General features: G+C 62.1%; 15 protein-coding genes. 2 read left to right on the top strand and 13 right to left on the bottom strand.

Annotated elements, in window-relative coordinates; translation table 11 throughout:
* Nucleotides 1-132: 132 nt before the first annotated feature.
* Nucleotides 133-456: a ferredoxin FdxA gene (fdxA, locus tag NY023_RS06245; protein ID WP_004375459.1), complete on the top strand. Its 324-nt coding sequence runs from the start codon at nucleotides 133-135 to the stop codon at nucleotides 454-456.
* 616 nt (nucleotides 457-1072) lie between these two features.
* On the opposite strand, the gene rpoS is transcribed toward fdxA, so the two are convergent.
* The 8 genes from rpoS to NY023_RS06205 all read right to left on the bottom strand — a co-directional run bounded on the left by rpoS (nucleotide 1073) and on the right by NY023_RS06205 (nucleotide 8355).
* Nucleotides 1073-2080 (bottom strand): RNA polymerase sigma factor RpoS, encoded by a 1008-nt coding sequence (rpoS, locus tag NY023_RS06240; RefSeq protein WP_013971277.1) that lies wholly within the window; start codon nucleotides 2078-2080, stop codon nucleotides 1073-1075.
* 108 nt (nucleotides 2081-2188) lie between these two features.
* The gene (locus NY023_RS06235; protein ID WP_023662488.1) at nucleotides 2189-3046 is read right to left on the bottom strand and encodes a peptidoglycan DD-metalloendopeptidase family protein; all 858 of its coding nucleotides are present in this window, start codon (nucleotides 3044-3046) and stop codon (nucleotides 2189-2191) included.
* 217 nt (nucleotides 3047-3263) lie between these two features.
* Nucleotides 3264-3902, bottom strand: coding sequence for a protein-L-isoaspartate(D-aspartate) O-methyltransferase (locus NY023_RS06230; RefSeq protein ID WP_015269209.1), 639 nt, complete (start codon nucleotides 3900-3902; stop codon nucleotides 3264-3266).
* Between the two features lie 35 nt (nucleotides 3903-3937).
* Nucleotides 3938-4687, bottom strand: coding sequence for a 5'/3'-nucleotidase SurE (surE, locus tag NY023_RS06225; protein WP_013971274.1), 750 nt, complete (start codon nucleotides 4685-4687; stop codon nucleotides 3938-3940).
* Nucleotides 4675-5733, bottom strand: a complete 1059-nt coding sequence (gene truD, locus NY023_RS06220) for a tRNA pseudouridine(13) synthase TruD (RefSeq protein WP_013971273.1) — start codon at nucleotides 5731-5733, stop codon at nucleotides 4675-4677. The genes surE and truD overlap by 13 nt, the downstream gene beginning before the upstream one ends.
* A complete protein-coding gene (gene ispF / locus NY023_RS06215; RefSeq protein WP_013971272.1) occupies nucleotides 5730-6203 on the bottom strand; it encodes a 2-C-methyl-D-erythritol 2,4-cyclodiphosphate synthase in 474 nt (157 codons plus the stop codon). Before ispF ends, truD begins: the two co-directional genes overlap by 4 nt.
* A gap of 176 nt (nucleotides 6204-6379) precedes the next feature.
* Entirely contained in the window at nucleotides 6380-7234 is an 855-nt protein-coding gene (gene fghA, locus NY023_RS06210; RefSeq protein ID WP_013971271.1) for an S-formylglutathione hydrolase, read from the bottom strand.
* A gap of 8 nt (nucleotides 7235-7242) precedes the next feature.
* Nucleotides 7243-8355 carry an S-(hydroxymethyl)glutathione dehydrogenase/class III alcohol dehydrogenase gene (locus tag NY023_RS06205; RefSeq protein ID WP_013971270.1) on the bottom strand — a complete coding sequence of 371 codons (1113 nt, stop codon included), beginning with the start codon at nucleotides 8353-8355 and terminating at the stop codon, nucleotides 7243-7245.
* A gap of 107 nt (nucleotides 8356-8462) precedes the next feature.
* Between NY023_RS06205 and NY023_RS06200 the strand changes: the two genes are divergently transcribed.
* The gene (locus NY023_RS06200; protein WP_013971269.1) at nucleotides 8463-9359 is read left to right on the top strand and encodes a LysR substrate-binding domain-containing protein; all 897 of its coding nucleotides are present in this window, start codon (nucleotides 8463-8465) and stop codon (nucleotides 9357-9359) included.
* A 132-nt stretch (nucleotides 9360-9491) separates the two neighbouring features.
* Here NY023_RS06200 and ispD read toward each other — a convergent pair whose 3' ends face one another.
* The 5 genes from ispD to NY023_RS06175 form a co-directional block, all read right to left on the bottom strand.
* Nucleotides 9492-10199, bottom strand: coding sequence for a 2-C-methyl-D-erythritol 4-phosphate cytidylyltransferase (gene ispD / locus NY023_RS06195; RefSeq protein WP_013971268.1), 708 nt, complete (start codon nucleotides 10197-10199; stop codon nucleotides 9492-9494).
* Nucleotides 10196-10477 (bottom strand): cell division protein FtsB, encoded by a 282-nt coding sequence (gene ftsB, locus NY023_RS06190; protein WP_004375443.1) that lies wholly within the window; start codon nucleotides 10475-10477, stop codon nucleotides 10196-10198. The genes ispD and ftsB overlap by 4 nt, the downstream gene beginning before the upstream one ends.
* A gap of 167 nt (nucleotides 10478-10644) precedes the next feature.
* Complete coding sequence (gene eno, locus NY023_RS06185) at nucleotides 10645-11934, bottom strand: phosphopyruvate hydratase (RefSeq protein WP_013971266.1); 1290 nt, start codon at nucleotides 11932-11934, stop codon at nucleotides 10645-10647.
* A 153-nt stretch (nucleotides 11935-12087) separates the two neighbouring features.
* Entirely contained in the window at nucleotides 12088-12933 is an 846-nt protein-coding gene (gene kdsA, locus NY023_RS06180; protein ID WP_013971265.1) for a 3-deoxy-8-phosphooctulonate synthase, read from the bottom strand.
* 3 nt (nucleotides 12934-12936) lie between these two features.
* Nucleotides 12937-14565, bottom strand: coding sequence for a CTP synthase (locus tag NY023_RS06175; protein ID WP_004375437.1), 1629 nt, complete (start codon nucleotides 14563-14565; stop codon nucleotides 12937-12939).
* Between the last annotated feature and the right edge of the window lie 52 nt (nucleotides 14566-14617).

The raw sequence follows: 14617 nt of genomic DNA, 5'->3' as shown, positions 1-14617 counted from the left end.
ACTACAAGCTGGTAGAATCCGCCGCGGTTTGCTGGTGCTGCAGGTTATTAGCCTGGCCTGCAGCCACATACCCGTAAACCGCGCGGCCCTGAGAGGAAGGGCCGCCGCCGTCGCCTGAGGAGAGAATTAGAAATGACCTTCGTCGTCACCGACAACTGCATCAAATGCAAATACACCGACTGCGTGGAAGTCTGTCCGGTGGACTGCTTCTACGAAGGCCCGAACTTCCTGGTCATCCACCCGGACGAGTGCATCGACTGTGCCCTGTGCGAGCCGGAATGCCCAGCGCAAGCCATCTTCTCGGAAGACGAAGTGCCTGCGGGCATGGAAAACTTCATCGAGCTGAACGCCGAACTGGCGGAAATCTGGCCGAACATCACCGAGCGTAAGGACGCCCTGCCGGACGCTGAGGAATGGGATGGCAAGACTGGCAAGATTGCCGATCTGGAGCGCTGATAGCGTCCGGACACTAAAAAGGCCCTTTGGGGCCTTTTTTGTTTTCTGCGGGCAAAAAAAGGGGCGGTTTGACCCGCCCACATTTTTTCCGTAGTCCCTGCTTGTCCCAAACATCATCCTGATGAAATCGCGTCTTGCGATGTCCCTGGCTTTCCTCCTGAAAGCCTGTGCATGTCCCTGTGCACAGTTCGAATACTAGCGACTTGAGCCTGGCCGGCAACCGCGAAACCTCACAGGGTGTTGCAGGTGACACATCTCCTCACAGCTGAATAAGTCCGGATTTTCAATGAGTTGGGAAAACGCAGGATCTGGATACGACAATGATTTACTGAAGCGTGCATAAAAGGCTTACAGAACAAGTAAGCAAAGGCTTACACGCGATGTTATTGGGGTAGCGCAGTACATAATGTCTTGGGGCTGCTTTGCAGCCCTTTCGCGACACAAGGCCGCTCCCACAGGATAGTGGTGCATTCAAAGGCGATGAAATACCTGTGGGAGCGGCCTTGTGTCGCGAAAGGGGCGCAAAGCGCCCCCGCAATTTTGAATGGGACACCTCTGATCGCCACATACAAAAACGCCCCGAAATCATCGGGGCGCTTTGTGTTACAGACTTCCGCTACTGGAACAACGACTCACTGGACAGGCCGTTCTTCTCGAGAATCTCACGCAAACGCTTGAGCCCCTCGACCTGGATCTGCCGCACCCGTTCGCGGGTCAGGCCAATCTCCAGTCCAACATCTTCCAGGGTGCTGCTTTCATGCCCGCGCAAGCCAAAGCGGCGCACCACCACTTCACGCTGCTTGTCGGTCAACTCGCCCAGCCACTGGTCGATACTCTGCGACAGGTCATCATCCTGCAGCAGTTCGCATGGGTCGGTCGGGCGGTCGTCGGTCAAGGTATCGAGCAGGGTCTTGTCCGAGTCTGGGCCGAGCGACACATCCACCGAAGACACCCGCTCGTTCAGGCCCAGCATACGCTTGACCTCGGCGACCGGCTTCTCCAGCAGCGTGGCTATTTCTTCTGGCGAGGGTTCGTGGTCCAGTTTCTGGGTCAGCTCGCGCGCAGCGCGCAGGTAGACGTTCAGTTCCTTGACCACGTGGATCGGCAGGCGAATGGTGCGGGTCTGGTTCATGATCGCCCGTTCGATGGTCTGGCGAATCCACCAGGTCGCATAAGTCGAGAACCGGAAACCACGCTCCGGGTCGAACTTCTCGACCGCACGGATCAGCCCAAGGTTGCCCTCCTCGATCAGGTCGAGCAGCGACAGGCCGCGGTTCACGTAACGACGGGCAATTTTTACAACCAGGCGCAGGTTGCTTTCGATCATGCGCTTGCGGCCGGCAGGGTCGCCCTTTTGCGACAGGCGCGCAAAGTGCACTTCCTCTTCCGGCGAAAGCAGAGGCGAGAATCCTATCTCGTTGAGATACAACTGGGTGGCATCGAGCGCCCGGCTGTAATCGATGTACTTGTGTTGCTTGAGCGAAGAGCCCGACTTGGCCCTCGTCCGAACCGAAGATACAGCAGGTTCGTCTGACACCACATCCGTTTCCAAAACGATACCCGTCTCCATCAGAAGCAGGTCATCGTCGATGTCAAACTCCGGCACTTCTTTACTGAGAGCCATTGTTATAGTCCTTTGCTGAGTTCGAACTCAGACTCGAGCGGCACCTATCTCCTTGGCAGCGCTGGAGCCTGTCCCCTCTACATCACAGGAACAGGCCGGGTACAACGGTCAACGACGTGGCAGGAACTGGAGCGGATCGACGGGTTTGCCCTGGCGGCGAATCTCGAAATGCAGCTTCACCCGATCTGTGCCCGTGGACCCCATTTCAGCAATCGACTGCCCTGCCTTGACCTGCTGCCCCTCCCGAACCAACAGCCTGCGGTTATGGCCGTAGGCACTGACGTAGGTATCGCTGTGCTTGATGATGATCAGTTCGCCGTAGCCCCTCAAGCCACTCCCGGCGTACACCACTGCACCATCAGACGCAGCAAAAACAGGCTGTCCCAAATCACCGGCGATATCAATGCCTTTATTCAAACTACCGTTTGAAGCGAATTTTCCAATCAGCACGCCGTTGGCGGGCCAGGTCCAGCCACCTACCGCACGCTCCGCGGCAGGCACCGTGGCGACCACCGGGGCGCTGCTGGAGGCTGCCGGCGTGGCCGGTTTGCTGGTGTTGCCAGGAGGTGTGCTGGTGCTTCCCACAGGCCGCCGGATGACCGTGGTCTTGCTCGACGACGACGGGCTGGACACCACCGTGGTGCTGCCGGTAGAGCCGCTGCTGAAACGAATCGCTTGCCCCGGGCGAATGGTGTAGGGCGCCGCGATACCGTTGCGCGCAGCCAGCTCCTTGTAGTCCCAGCCATAACGGAAGGCGATGGAGAACAGCGTATCGCCAGGTTTGACGATGTACTGCCCGGTGGTTACTGCCGGGCGCTTGGGCACGGTGTTGTTGCGGTCGACCACCCGCGCGCTGTTGCTGCTGGTGCTCGAGCAACCTACCAGTAGCGTGCCCATGGCCAGTGCAATCACCAGAAGCGTGAAACCCGACCCGTCCTTGCGCTGCCGAATGACTGTGTGACCCACCCGCGCTCCCCTCATGGTGCCGAAAACGAAATGACAACAAATGCAATATTATTGCAATTATAACCAAGCCCGCCCGCATTGGCAGGGTTGGTGAAAGACTGCTGCAAAGCCTTGCAACACGCTGTGCGCTAGCGCTTCACCCCGCCAGATAGACAGGGCGTTGCAGCAAGAATTCGGTGCTGGCGCAAAAATATCGCGCGACTCGAACCAGCAGTGTTCAGGCCAGCGGGCCGTTGAGCAGCGGTACGAAGCGCACGGCCCCCAGCACGCGGCGGGAGAATCCATGCTCCTCGCGCACGATCAGCATCAGCTGCTGGGTTTCGCCGGCTGGGCCCACCGGGATCACCATACGGCCACCCGGCGCAAGCTGGTCGAGCAGTGCCTGCGGCACTTCCGGCGCTACGGCGGTGACGATGATGCCGTTGTACGGCGCCAGCGCCGGCCAGCCTTCGCAACCATCCCCCCAGCGGAACACCACGTTGCGCAGGTTCAGCTCCACCAGGCGCTCCTTGGCCCGGTCCTGCAACACCTTGATGCGTTCCACCGAGAACACCCGCTCGACCAACTGAGCCAGGATTGCCGTCTGGTAGCCCGAGCCGGTGCCGATCTCGAGCACCTTGTCCAGCGGCCCGGCCTCGAGCAGCAGTTCACTCATGTGGGCAACCATGAACGGTTGCGAGATCGTCTGGTTGTGGCCGATCGGCAGCGCGGTGTCTTCGTAGGCGCGATGCGCCAGCGCCTCGTCGACGAACAGGTGGCGCGGGGTACGACGGATGACGTCGAGCACCTTGGTGTTCGAAACGCCCTCCTCGCACAGGCGCTGGATCAGCCGCTCCCGGGTGCGCTGGGAGGTCATGCCGATGCCACGCCGCAGCATATCGTCCTCACGCATCAGAGCAGGCCCTCCAGCCAACCGTCGAGCTGCTCGAAGGCATCACTGAAGGTGCGGTCGAGCTGCAGCGGAGTGATCGATACATAGCCTTGCATCACCGCGTGGAAGTCGGTCCCCGGGCCACCGTCCTCGGCATCCCCGGCGACAGCGATCCAGTAGCCTTCCTTGCCGCGTGGGTTGACCACCTTGGTCGGCGCCGCCGCCCGCGCCCGGTGACCGAGGCGGGTGAGCTGGATGCCACGAATGTGCTCCAGCGGCAGGTTGGGGATATTGACGTTGAGCACGGTGCGCGGTGGCAAGGCCAGGCGCGACTGAGCCTCGACCAGGCGGCGGGCGATGTGGGCCGCGGTGGGCAGGTTGTCCGGCTGGCGCGACAACAGCGAAAACGCCAGCGAGGTACCGCCGAGGAAACGGCCTTCCAACGCGGCCGCGACCGTGCCCGAATAGAGCACGTCGTCACCCAGGTTGGCACCGAGGTTGATCCCCGACACAACCATGTCCGGCGCCTGTGGCAACAGCCCATTGAGCCCCAGATGCACGCAGTCGGTCGGCGTGCCGTTGAGGCTGATGAAGCCATTGGCCAAGGTCTGCGGGTGCAGTGGCCGGTCCAGCGTCAGCGAACTGCTGGCGCCGCTCTTGTCTTGATCCGGGGCAATAACCACGCACTCGGCGTAATCCACCAGCGCAGCATGCAGCGCGGCGATGCCGGGTGCGGTAACACCGTCGTCGTTCGAAATCAGAATACGCATGAGCTGTCCGTCTGCCCCGCCGACACCAGATCCACGATTTCGCGCACCACCACGGTGGCGAAACATCCGGCCGGAAGGACGAATTCCAGTTGCAGGATATCAGGCTCGGGATAATGCCACGTAAGACCGCCAATAGGGAGCCGCAGAATGCGTCGTTCGTGATCCATGCCCGCCAGGGCCAGCCACTGGCAAAGTGCCGGCTGCCGTGCGGCGATCGCATCCTCTTGTTGCGCAGTACTCCCCGTAGCCGGCGAATCGCCTGCCCCCCACAGCGGGCCGGTCGGATGCAGGTCAAGAATCGCCAGCCGAGGATCGGAACATTCCGACTCCCCAGCAGGAAAGAAGCTACGACTCGTGGTGAACGCCAACAGGTCGCCCACCTGCGCACGCGCCCAGCTGCCGTCGGCAACACGGGCTGCCAGCACCTGGTTGAACAGGTAGCTGCGCCCGGCCGAGAGCAACCGCGAACGCACGTTGCGCTGTTCGGGCAGGGCATTGCGTGCGGCCCAATCAAGAGCGTCGTGAACGTTGCCGCCACCGTGGCCGAAGCGCTGGGTGCCGAAATAATTCGGCACACCGTACTGCTTGAGCTGTTCCAGGCGCGCATCCACCGCTTGGTGATCGGCAGCCAGGGCAGTCAGGCGCAGCGTGAAGCCATTGGCCGAATGCGCACCGCGCTGCAGCTTGCGCTGGTGGCGCACCTGCTTGAGCACACGCAGGCTGGCATCCTCGGCACGCGACAGGTCCGGGTCGGCCTTGCCGGGCAGGTGCAGGCTGAACCACTGGCGGGTCAGGGCCTGGCGGTCCTTGAGGCCGGCGTAGCTGATCGTGCGCACCGGCACCCCTGCGGCACGGGCCAGGCGGCGGGCCGCCTCCTCGGTGTTCAGGTCACGCTTTTCGACCCACAGCCACAAGTGCTCGCCCTGTCCCGACAGCGGGATGTCCAGCACTTCGTCGACTTGGAAATCTTCGGCCACTGCCTTGAGAACGGCGGTACCCAGTGGTTCGCCCGATGCACGCGGGCCCAACAGTTCCAGTTCGGTCATGCTGGCAGCAACAGGGCTACCGAATGCACGGCGATGCCCTCCTCGCGGCCGGTGAAGCCGAGCTTCTCGGTGGTGGTAGCCTTGACATTGACCTGGTCGAGTTCGACCTGCAGGTCTTCGGCGATCAGTTTGCGCATGGTTTCGATGTGCGGTGCCATCTTCGGCGCCTGGGCGACGATGGTGGCGTCGATGTTGCCGACCTTCCAGCCCTTGGCCTGGACGATGCCGACCACATGGCGCAGCAGAACACGGCTGTTGGCGCCTTTGAACTGCGGGTCGGTGTCGGGGAAATGCTTGCCGATGTCACCCAGCGCTGCCGCGCCAAGCAAGGCATCGCTCAGGGCGTGCAGCAGCACGTCGCCATCGGAGTGGGCCAGGAGGCCGTATTTGTGGGGGATACGCACCCCGCCCAGGGTAATGAAATCACCGTCGCAGAAACGGTGCACATCGTAGCCGTGGCCAATACGCATAGAAAAACGCCCTGAATGAGTCAGGGCGTGATTCTACCTGCTTTTGAGGCATTGGGGCTGCTTCGCAGCCCATCGCCGGCATGCCAGCTCCCACAGGTATGGCACGGGGCCCGAGGGCCATGCAGTCGAGGTGGGAGCTGGCTTGCCAGCGATGAAGCAAGCACCACAGCTACGCCTTACACCCGCCCCAAGGCCACCGCATGATGACGCAGGTGCTCCTCGATGAAGCTGGCGATGAAGTAGTAGCTGTGGTCATAGCCAGGCTGCAGGCGCAGGGTCAGTTCATGCCCACCTTTGCGTGCCGCCTGCTCCAAGGCTTCAGGCTTAAGCTGCTTCTCGAGGAAGTCGTCGCGGTCGCCCTGGTCCACCAGCAACGGCGGGCATTCGCCGGCCGGAGCCTCGGCCAGCAGCACGCTGGCATCCCACTCGCGCCAGCGCGCCCGGTCTTCACCCAGGTAGCGGCTGAAGGCTTTCTCGCCCCACGGGCAATCCATCGGGTTGCTGATCGGCGAGAACGCCGACACCGAGCGGTAGCGCCCCGGGTTGCGCAAGGCGCACACCAGCGCGCCATGCCCACCCATGGAGTGGCCACTGATGCTGCGCTCGCCCGAAGCCGGGAAGTGCGCCTCGATCAACGCGGGCAATTCCTCCACCACATAGTCGTGCATGCGGTAGTGCTGGGCCCAGGGCTGCTGAGTGGCATTGAGGTAGAACCCGGCACCCAGGCCGAAGTCCCAGGCACCGTCCGGGTCGCTCGGCACCTGCTCACCACGCGGGCTGGTGTCGGGGGCTACGATGATCAACCCAAGCTCCGCAGCCAGGCGCTGGGCGCCGGCTTTCTGCATGAAGTTCTCGTCGGTGCAGGTGAGGCCGCTGAGCCAGTACAGCACCGGCAGCTTCTCGCCCTGTTCGGCCTGCGGCGGCAGGTAGACGGCGAACACCATGTCGCAACCCAGCACCTTGGAGTGATGCCGGTAACGCTTGTGCCAGCCGCCGAAGCTCTTCTGGCAGGAGATGTTATCCAGGCTCATGGCAAACCTCAGAAGTGGATGACGCTGCGGATGCTCTTGCCTTCATGCATCAGGTCGAAGGCCTTGTTGATGTCTTCCAGGCCCATGGTGTGGGTGATGAAGGTATCCAGCGGGATCTCGCCCTTCTCGGACATTTCCACGTAGCTCGGCAGCTCGCTACGACCACGCACGCCACCGAACGCCGAACCACGCCATACGCGACCGGTAACCAGCTGGAACGGACGGGTGGCGATTTCCTGGCCGGCACCGGCCACGCCGATGATCACCGACTCACCCCAGCCCTTGTGGCAGCATTCCAGCGCAGCACGCATCAGCTGCACGTTGCCGATGCACTCGAACGAGAAGTCCACGCCGCCGTCGGTGAGATCGACGATCACTTCCTGGATCGGGCGGTCGTAGTCTTTCGGGTTGATGCAGTCGGTAGCACCCAGCTGACGGGCGATCTCGAACTTGGCCGGGTTGATATCGATGGCAATGATGCGCGACGCCTTGGCCTTGACCGCACCGATCACTGCCGACAGGCCGATGCCGCCCAGACCGAAGATGGCCACGGTGTCACCCGCCTTGACCTTGGCGGTGTTGAGCACCGCGCCGATACCGGTGGTGACGCCGCAACCCAGCAGGCAGACCTTTTCCAGCGGCGCTTCTTTCTGGATCTTGGCCACGGAGATTTCCGGCAGCACGGTGTACTCGGAGAAGGTCGAGGTACCCATGTAGTGGAACAGTTGCTGGCCTTTGTAGGAGAAGCGCGTGGTGCCGTCCGGCATCAGGCCCTTGCCCTGGGTGGCGCGGATGGCCTGGCAAAGGTTGGTCTTGCCCGAGAGGCAGAACTTGCACTTGCCGCATTCCGGGGTGTACAGCGGAATGACGTGGTCACCGACGGCGACCGAGGTGACGCCCTCGCCTACCGCCTCGACGATCGCGCCACCTTCGTGACCGAGGATCGACGGGAAGATGCCCTCCGGGTCGGCGCCCGACAGGGTGTAGGCGTCGGTGTGGCAGACACCGCTGGCGACCACGCGCAGCAGCACTTCACCGGCCTTGGGCATGGCCACGTCGACTTCGACGATTTCCAGGGGTTTCTTGGCTTCGAAAGCTACAGCAGCACGGGACTTGATCATCAAAGGTCTCCAGACAGAGTGTCGATTCAGTCTGGCAGTGTAATTCACCGCTTTTTGATGAATAATCAGGCCAAAGACAAAACATTATTGCCATACAGGGATAATCAATGAGCAGCCGCTGGGAAGGCATCGACGAGTTCGTCGCCGTGGCCGAGTCGGGCCAGTTCACCGCGGCCGCAGAGCGTCTGGGGGTTTCCTCGTCGCACATCAGCCGGCAGATCGCCCGACTGGAGGAACGGCTGCAGACGCGCCTGCTGTACCGCAGCACCCGGCGGGTGACCCTGAGCGAGGCCGGGCAGACGTTCCTGCAGCACTGCCAGCGCTTGCAGGATGGCCGCGAGGAAGCCCTGCGCGCCATGGGCGATCTGGCCAGCGAGCCCAAGGGGCTGCTGCGCATGACCTGCGCGGTGGCCTACGGCGAGCGTTTCATCGTGCCGCTGGTGACGCGGTTCATGGCGCTGTACCCGCAGCTGCGGGTGGAAGTGGAACTGAGCAACCATACCCTCGACCTGGTGCATGAAGGCATGGACCTGGCCATCCGCCTGGGCCGGCTGGCCGACTCGCGATTGGTGGCAACCCGCCTGGCGCCCCGGCGCATGTACCTGTGTGCTTCGCCGGACTACCTGGAACGTTATGGTCGGCCGCACAGCCTGTCGGAACTGGCGCGGCACAACTGCCTGGTAGGCAGTTCGGATTTGTGGGCGCTACAGCAGGACGGCCGCGAGATCAGCCAGCGAGTCCAGGGCAACTGGCGTTGCAACAGCGGGCAGGCGGTGCTGGACGCAGCGCTGCAGGGGATGGGGTTGTGCCAGTTGCCGGATTACTACGTGCTGGAGCACTTGAACAGTGGTGCGCTGGTGTCGTTGCTTGAGGCGCACCAGCCACCGAATACCGCGGTGTGGGCGCTGTATCCGCAGCAGCGGCACCTGTCGCCGAAGGTACGGCGGCTGGTGGATTACCTGAAAGAAGGGTTGGCGGGGTTGCCGGAGTATCGCTTGAACTGAAACCTTGTGCTGGCTGCTCTGGCCTCTTCGCGGGTAAACCCGCTCCCACAGGTACAGCGCAAACCTGAAGGGATGTGCGATACCTGTGGGAGCGGGTTTACCCGCGAAGAGGCCGGCACAGGAGCAAGAAATTCAGCGGCGCCCTGCCCAACGCTGGCGCAACCACTCCAGATCTTCCGGCCGGGTCACCTTGATGTTGTCGCTGCGCCCTTCGACCAGCCGCGGCGCCTGGCCGGACCACTCGATGGCAGAGGACTCGTCGGTCACCAGCACATCCGACACAAGACACTCGGCCAGCGCCTGATGCAACGCCCCAAGGCGGAACATCTGCGGTGTATAGGCCTGCCAGATGGTACTGCGGTCTACGGTAGCGCCCACCCGGCCATCAGCATCGGCCCGCTTGAGGGTATCGCGCGCCGGCACCGCCAGCAGGCCACCCACCGGGTCGTCCGCCAGCTCCGACAATAGCTTGTCCAGATCGCTGCGCGCCAGGTTCGGTCGTGCAGCATCGTGTACCAGCACCCAATCACTGTCCGCAGCCCCGAGAGCATGCAGCACCAGCAAGGCATTGAGCACCGAGTCGGCACGCTCTCGACCACCCGCGGCACGCTGGATGCGCGGGTCGCTGGCGCAGCGCAGGCGAGGCCAGTACGGGTCATCTTCGGCAATGCTGACCACCACGCCCTTGAGCATCGGGTGGCCAAGAAAACAGTCGAGGCTGTGCTCGATAATGGTTTGCCCGGCCAGCTCCAGGTACTGCTTGGGGCGGTCGGCAGCCATGCGGGCACCTACGCCCGCAGCAGGAATCACGGCCCAGAAGGCCGGTAAGGTTTCGATCATTTCTGTGGCAACTGGAAGAGGGTTTCGCCCTCTTTGACCATTCCCAATTCGTGGCGAGCCCGCTCTTCAACGGTCTCCATGCCTTTTTTCAGCTCCAGCACTTCGGCATCGAGCACGCGATTGCGCTCGAGCAAGCGCTCGTTTTCGGCATGCTGCTCAGCAATCTGCTGCTTCAGCTCGGTCACTTGCGCCAGGCTGCCATTACCCACCCACAGGCGGTACTGCAGGCCACCCAGCAGCAGGAGCAGGACGAGGAACAACCAATAGGGACTGCGCATCACGTTATCCAGGTTAAAAAGGCTGCCGGGTATTTTTACTTCCGGGCCTCGAATAGCACGAAGCCTGGCCGAGGCCAGGCTTCGTCGACAGAAACCCGTTGAAATGTAGGAAAGTTCAGTACGAACGTTCCCACAACTCCGGCTGCTGTCTTTTTACCATCTCTTGCTTAACCGCGAAACTCGGCACGACCGCGGTAAACCGCTTTGGCACCCAGTTGCTCTTCGATGCGCAGCAGTTGGTTGTACTTGGAAACGCGGTCGGAACGGCACAGCGAGCCAGTCTTGATCTGGCCGGCAGCAGTACCCACGGCCAGGTCGGCAATGGTCGAGTCTTCGGTTTCACCGGAGCGGTGCGAAATCACTGCGGTGTAGCCAGCAGCCTTGGCCATCTGGATGGCTTCCAGGGTTTCGGTCAGCGAACCGATCTGGTTGAACTTGATCAGGATCGAGTTACCGATGCCCTTCTCGATGCCTTCCTTGAGGATCTTGGTGTTGGTCACGAACAGGTCGTCGCCAACCAGCTGCACCTTGGCACCGATCTTGTCGGTGAGGATCTTCCAGCCAGCCCAGTCGGACTCGTCCAGGCCGTCTTCGATCGAGATGATCGGGAAGCGCTCGGTCAGGCCTTTCAGGTACTCGGCAAAGCCTTCAGCGTCGAACGACTTGCCTTCGCCGGACAGGTTGTACTTGCCGTCTTCGTAGAACTCGGAAGCCGCGCAGTCCAAGGCCAGGGTCACGTCGGTGCCCAGCTTGTAGCCGGCTTTCTCAACGGCTTCGGCGATGGCGCCCAGAGCGTCTTCGTTGGAAGCCAGGTTAGGGGCGAAACCACCTTCGTCACCAACGGCGGTGTTCAGGCCACGGGCCTTGAGCACGGCTTTGAGGTGGTGGAAGATTTCGGTACCCATGCGCAGGCCGTCGGAGAAGGTCTTGGCGCCAACCGGCTGTACCATGAACTCCTGGATGTCGACGTTGTTGTCGGCGTGCTCGCCACCGTTGATGATGTTCATCATCGGTACCGGCATCGAGTACTGGCCAGGGGTGCCGTTCAGGTTGGCGATGTGCGCGTACAGCGGCAGGTCCTGGTCCTGGGCAGCGGCCTTGGCGGCAGCCAGGGAAACGGCCAGGATGGCATTGGCGCCCAGCTTGGCCTTGTTCTCGGTACCGTCCAGCTCGATCATGGCGCGGTCCAGGGCCTTCTGGTCGGCAGGGTCCTTGCCCAGCAGCAGGTCACGAATCGGGCCATTGATGTTGGCAACAGCCTTCAGCACGCCCTTGCCCAGGTAACGGCTCTTGTCGCCATCACGCAGCTCCAGCGCTTCGCGCGAGCCAGTGGAAGCACCGGACGGCGCGCAGGCGCTGCCGATGATGCCGTTGTCGAGCAGTACATCGGCTTCCACGGTGGGGTTGCCACGCGAATCGAGAACTTCACGACCTTTGATGTCGACGATTTTTGCCATTGTTGTAAGCACTCCAGAATTGACGAAAACAACTTAGCTTAGGAAATTCCAGCCGTTCACCGGGCGGACTTGCAGTGGGCAGGCCGGGTGAAGGGAACCCCTGACCGACTGGTCAGGGGTGGATCGGGCGGTACTTTACCCGAGAATCGAGCTTTACGCGGTTTCTACCGTCGGAAAACTTTTCACCAGGTCGTCCAGTTGCTTGAGCTGGGCCAGGAATGGCTCCAGTTTGTCCAGGCGCAGGGCACATGGGCCATCGCACTTGGCGTTGTCCGGATCGGGGTGGGCTTCGAGGAACAGACCGGCCAGGCCTTGGCTCATGCCGGCCTTGGCCAGGTCGGTGACCTGGGCGCGGCGACCACCGGCGGAATCGGCGCGACCACCCGGCATCTGCAGGGCGTGGGTCACGTCGAAGAACACCGGGTACTCGAACTGCTTCATGATGCCGAAGCCGAGCATGTCCACCACCAGGTTGTTGTAGCCGAAGCTCGAACCACGCTCGCAGAGAATCAACTGGTCGTTACCGGCTTCTTCGCACTTGGTCAGGATGTGTTTCATTTCCTGAGGCGCGAGAAACTGGGCCTTCTTGATGTTGATCACTACGCCGGTCTTGGCCATGGCCACCACCAGATCGGTCTGGCGCGACAGGAATGCCGGCAGCTGGATGATGTCGCACACTTTGGCTACAGGCTCGGCCTGATAAGGCTCGTGTACGTCGGTGATGACCGGCACGTTGAAGGTGCGCTTGATCTCTTCGAAGATCTTCAGCCCCTCTTCCATGCCAGGGCCACGGTAGGAGGTTACCGACGAACGGTTGGCCTTGTCGAAGCTGGCCTTGAACACGTACGGGATACCAAGCTTCTCGGTCACCCGCACGTACTCTTCGCAGACCTTCATTGCCAGGTCACGGGACTCCAGGACGTTCATGCCGCCGAACAGGACGAACGGCTTGTCGTTGGCGATCTCGATGTTACCGACGCGAATGATCTTCTGGGTCATTGATCAGGCCTTGTTCTTCTGAGCCAGGGCTGCCTTGACGAAACCGCTGAACAGCGGGTGGCCGTCACGCGGGGTCGAGGTGAATTCCGGGTGGAACTGGCAGGCGACGAACCATGGGTGGTCCTTGGACTCGACCACTTCCACCAGCGCGCCGTCTTCAGAGCGGCCGGAAACCACCAGGCCGGCATCGATCAGTTGCGGCAACAGGTTGTTGTTCACTTCGTAGCGATGGCGGTGACGCTCGGTGATCACGTCCTTGCCGTAGCAATCGTGCACCTTGGAACCGGCCGCCAGCTGGCAATCCTGTGCGCCCAGGCGCATGGTGCCACCCAGGTCGGAGGCTTCGCTGCGGGTTTCGACGGCACCGGTGGCATCGGCCCACTCGGTGATCAGGCCGACTACCGGGTGGCCGCTGTTGCGGTCGAACTCGGTGGAGTTGGCGTCCTTCCAGCCCATCACGTTACGGGCGAATTCGATCACGGCCACCTGCATGCCCAGGCAGATACCCAGGTACGGCACCTTGTTCTCACGGGCGTATTGCACCGCGGTGATCTTGCCTTCCACGCCGCGCAGGCCGAAACCGCCCGGCACCAGGATGGCATCGGCACCTTCGAGCAGGCTGGTGCCCTGGTTCTCGATGTCTTCCGAGTCGATGTAGCGCAGGTTGACCTTGGTGCGGTTGGTAATGCCGGCGTGGCTCATCGCTTCGATCAGCGACTTGTACGCATCCAGCAGCTCCATGTACTTGCCGACCATGGCGATGGTCACTTCGTGCTCAGGGTTTAGCTTGGCATCGACCACCTTGTCCCACTCGGACAGGTCGGCGCCATTGCACTGCAGGCCGAAACGCTCGACGACGAAGTCATCCAGGCCCTGTGCGTGCAGCACGCCCGGGATCTTGTAGATGGTGTCGACGTCTTCCAGCGAAATCACCGCACGCTCTTCAACGTTGGTGAACAGCGCGATCTTGCGACGCGACGAGGCATCGACCGGGTGGTCGGAGCGGCAGATCAGCACGTCAGGCTGCAGGCCGATGGAGCGCAGCTCCTTGACCGAGTGTTGGGTCGGCTTGGTCTTGGTCTCGCCAGCGGTGGCGATATACGGGACCAGGGTCAGGTGCATCAGCATGGCGCGCTTGGAGCCCACTTCGACGCGCAGCTGGCGGATGGCTTCGAGGAACGGCTGCGACTCGATGTCACCCACGGTACCGCCGATTTCCACCAGGGCCACGTCGGCATCGCCGGCGCCCTTGATGATGCGACGCTTGATTTCATCGGTGATGTGCGGGATGACCTGGATGGTCGCGCCCAGATAGTCACCACGACGTTCCTTGCGCAGTACGTGCTCGTAGATGCGGCCGGTGGTGAAGTTGTTGTTCTGGGTCATGGTGGTGCGGATGAACCGCTCGTAGTGGCCCAGGTCGAGGTCGGTCTCGGCGCCATCGTGGGTGACGAACACTTCACCGTGCTGGAACGGGCTCATGGTGCCCGGATCGACGTTGATGTACGGATCCAGCTTGAGCATGGTGACCTTCAGGCCCCGCGCTTCCAGGATGGCCGCCAGGGAAGCCGAGGCAATGCCTTTCCCCAATGAAGAAACAACACCGCCCGTGACGAATATGTAGCGCGTCATGAAAAACCCTAGAAGTCTGCGTTAAGGCGGCCAGCGCCGCCGGAGAAAGCGA

The sequence above is a fragment of the Pseudomonas sp. NBB genome (assembly GCF_032701105.1).
GTDB classification, from domain to species: Bacteria; Pseudomonadota; Gammaproteobacteria; order Pseudomonadales; family Pseudomonadaceae; genus Aquipseudomonas; species Aquipseudomonas asiatica.
Note: the sequence above shows the minus strand (reverse complement) of the source record. Positions and strands in the feature narration are given on the sequence as shown.

Bases quoted from the DNA above. Each gene is read 5' to 3' on its own strand.
- fdxA (WP_004375459.1), top strand. From the start codon at position 133: ATGACCTTCGTCGTCACCGACAACTGCATCAAATGCAAATACACCGAC.
- rpoS (WP_013971277.1), bottom strand. From the start codon at position 2,080: ATGGCTCTCAGTAAAGAAGTGCCGGAGTTTGACATCGACGATGACCTG.
- NY023_RS06230 (WP_015269209.1), bottom strand. From the start codon at position 3,902: ATGACCTCCCAGCGCACCCGGGAGCGGCTGATCCAGCGCCTGTGCGAG.
- surE (WP_013971274.1), bottom strand. From the start codon at position 4,687: ATGCGTATTCTGATTTCGAACGACGACGGTGTTACCGCACCCGGCATC.
- truD (WP_013971273.1), bottom strand. From the start codon at position 5,733: ATGACCGAACTGGAACTGTTGGGCCCGCGTGCATCGGGCGAACCACTG.
- ispF (WP_013971272.1), bottom strand. From the start codon at position 6,203: ATGCGTATTGGCCACGGCTACGATGTGCACCGTTTCTGCGACGGTGAT.
- fghA (WP_013971271.1), bottom strand. From the start codon at position 7,234: ATGAGCCTGGATAACATCTCCTGCCAGAAGAGCTTCGGCGGCTGGCAC.
- NY023_RS06205 (WP_013971270.1), bottom strand. From the start codon at position 8,355: ATGATCAAGTCCCGTGCTGCTGTAGCTTTCGAAGCCAAGAAACCCCTG.
- NY023_RS06200 (WP_013971269.1), top strand. From the start codon at position 8,463: ATGAGCAGCCGCTGGGAAGGCATCGACGAGTTCGTCGCCGTGGCCGAG.
- ispD (WP_013971268.1), bottom strand. From the start codon at position 10,199: ATGATCGAAACCTTACCGGCCTTCTGGGCCGTGATTCCTGCTGCGGGC.
- ftsB (WP_004375443.1), bottom strand. From the start codon at position 10,477: ATGCGCAGTCCCTATTGGTTGTTCCTCGTCCTGCTCCTGCTGCTGGGT.
- eno (WP_013971266.1), bottom strand. From the start codon at position 11,934: ATGGCAAAAATCGTCGACATCAAAGGTCGTGAAGTTCTCGATTCGCGT.
- kdsA (WP_013971265.1), bottom strand. From the start codon at position 12,933: ATGACCCAGAAGATCATTCGCGTCGGTAACATCGAGATCGCCAACGAC.
- NY023_RS06175 (WP_004375437.1), bottom strand. From the start codon at position 14,565: ATGACGCGCTACATATTCGTCACGGGCGGTGTTGTTTCTTCATTGGGG.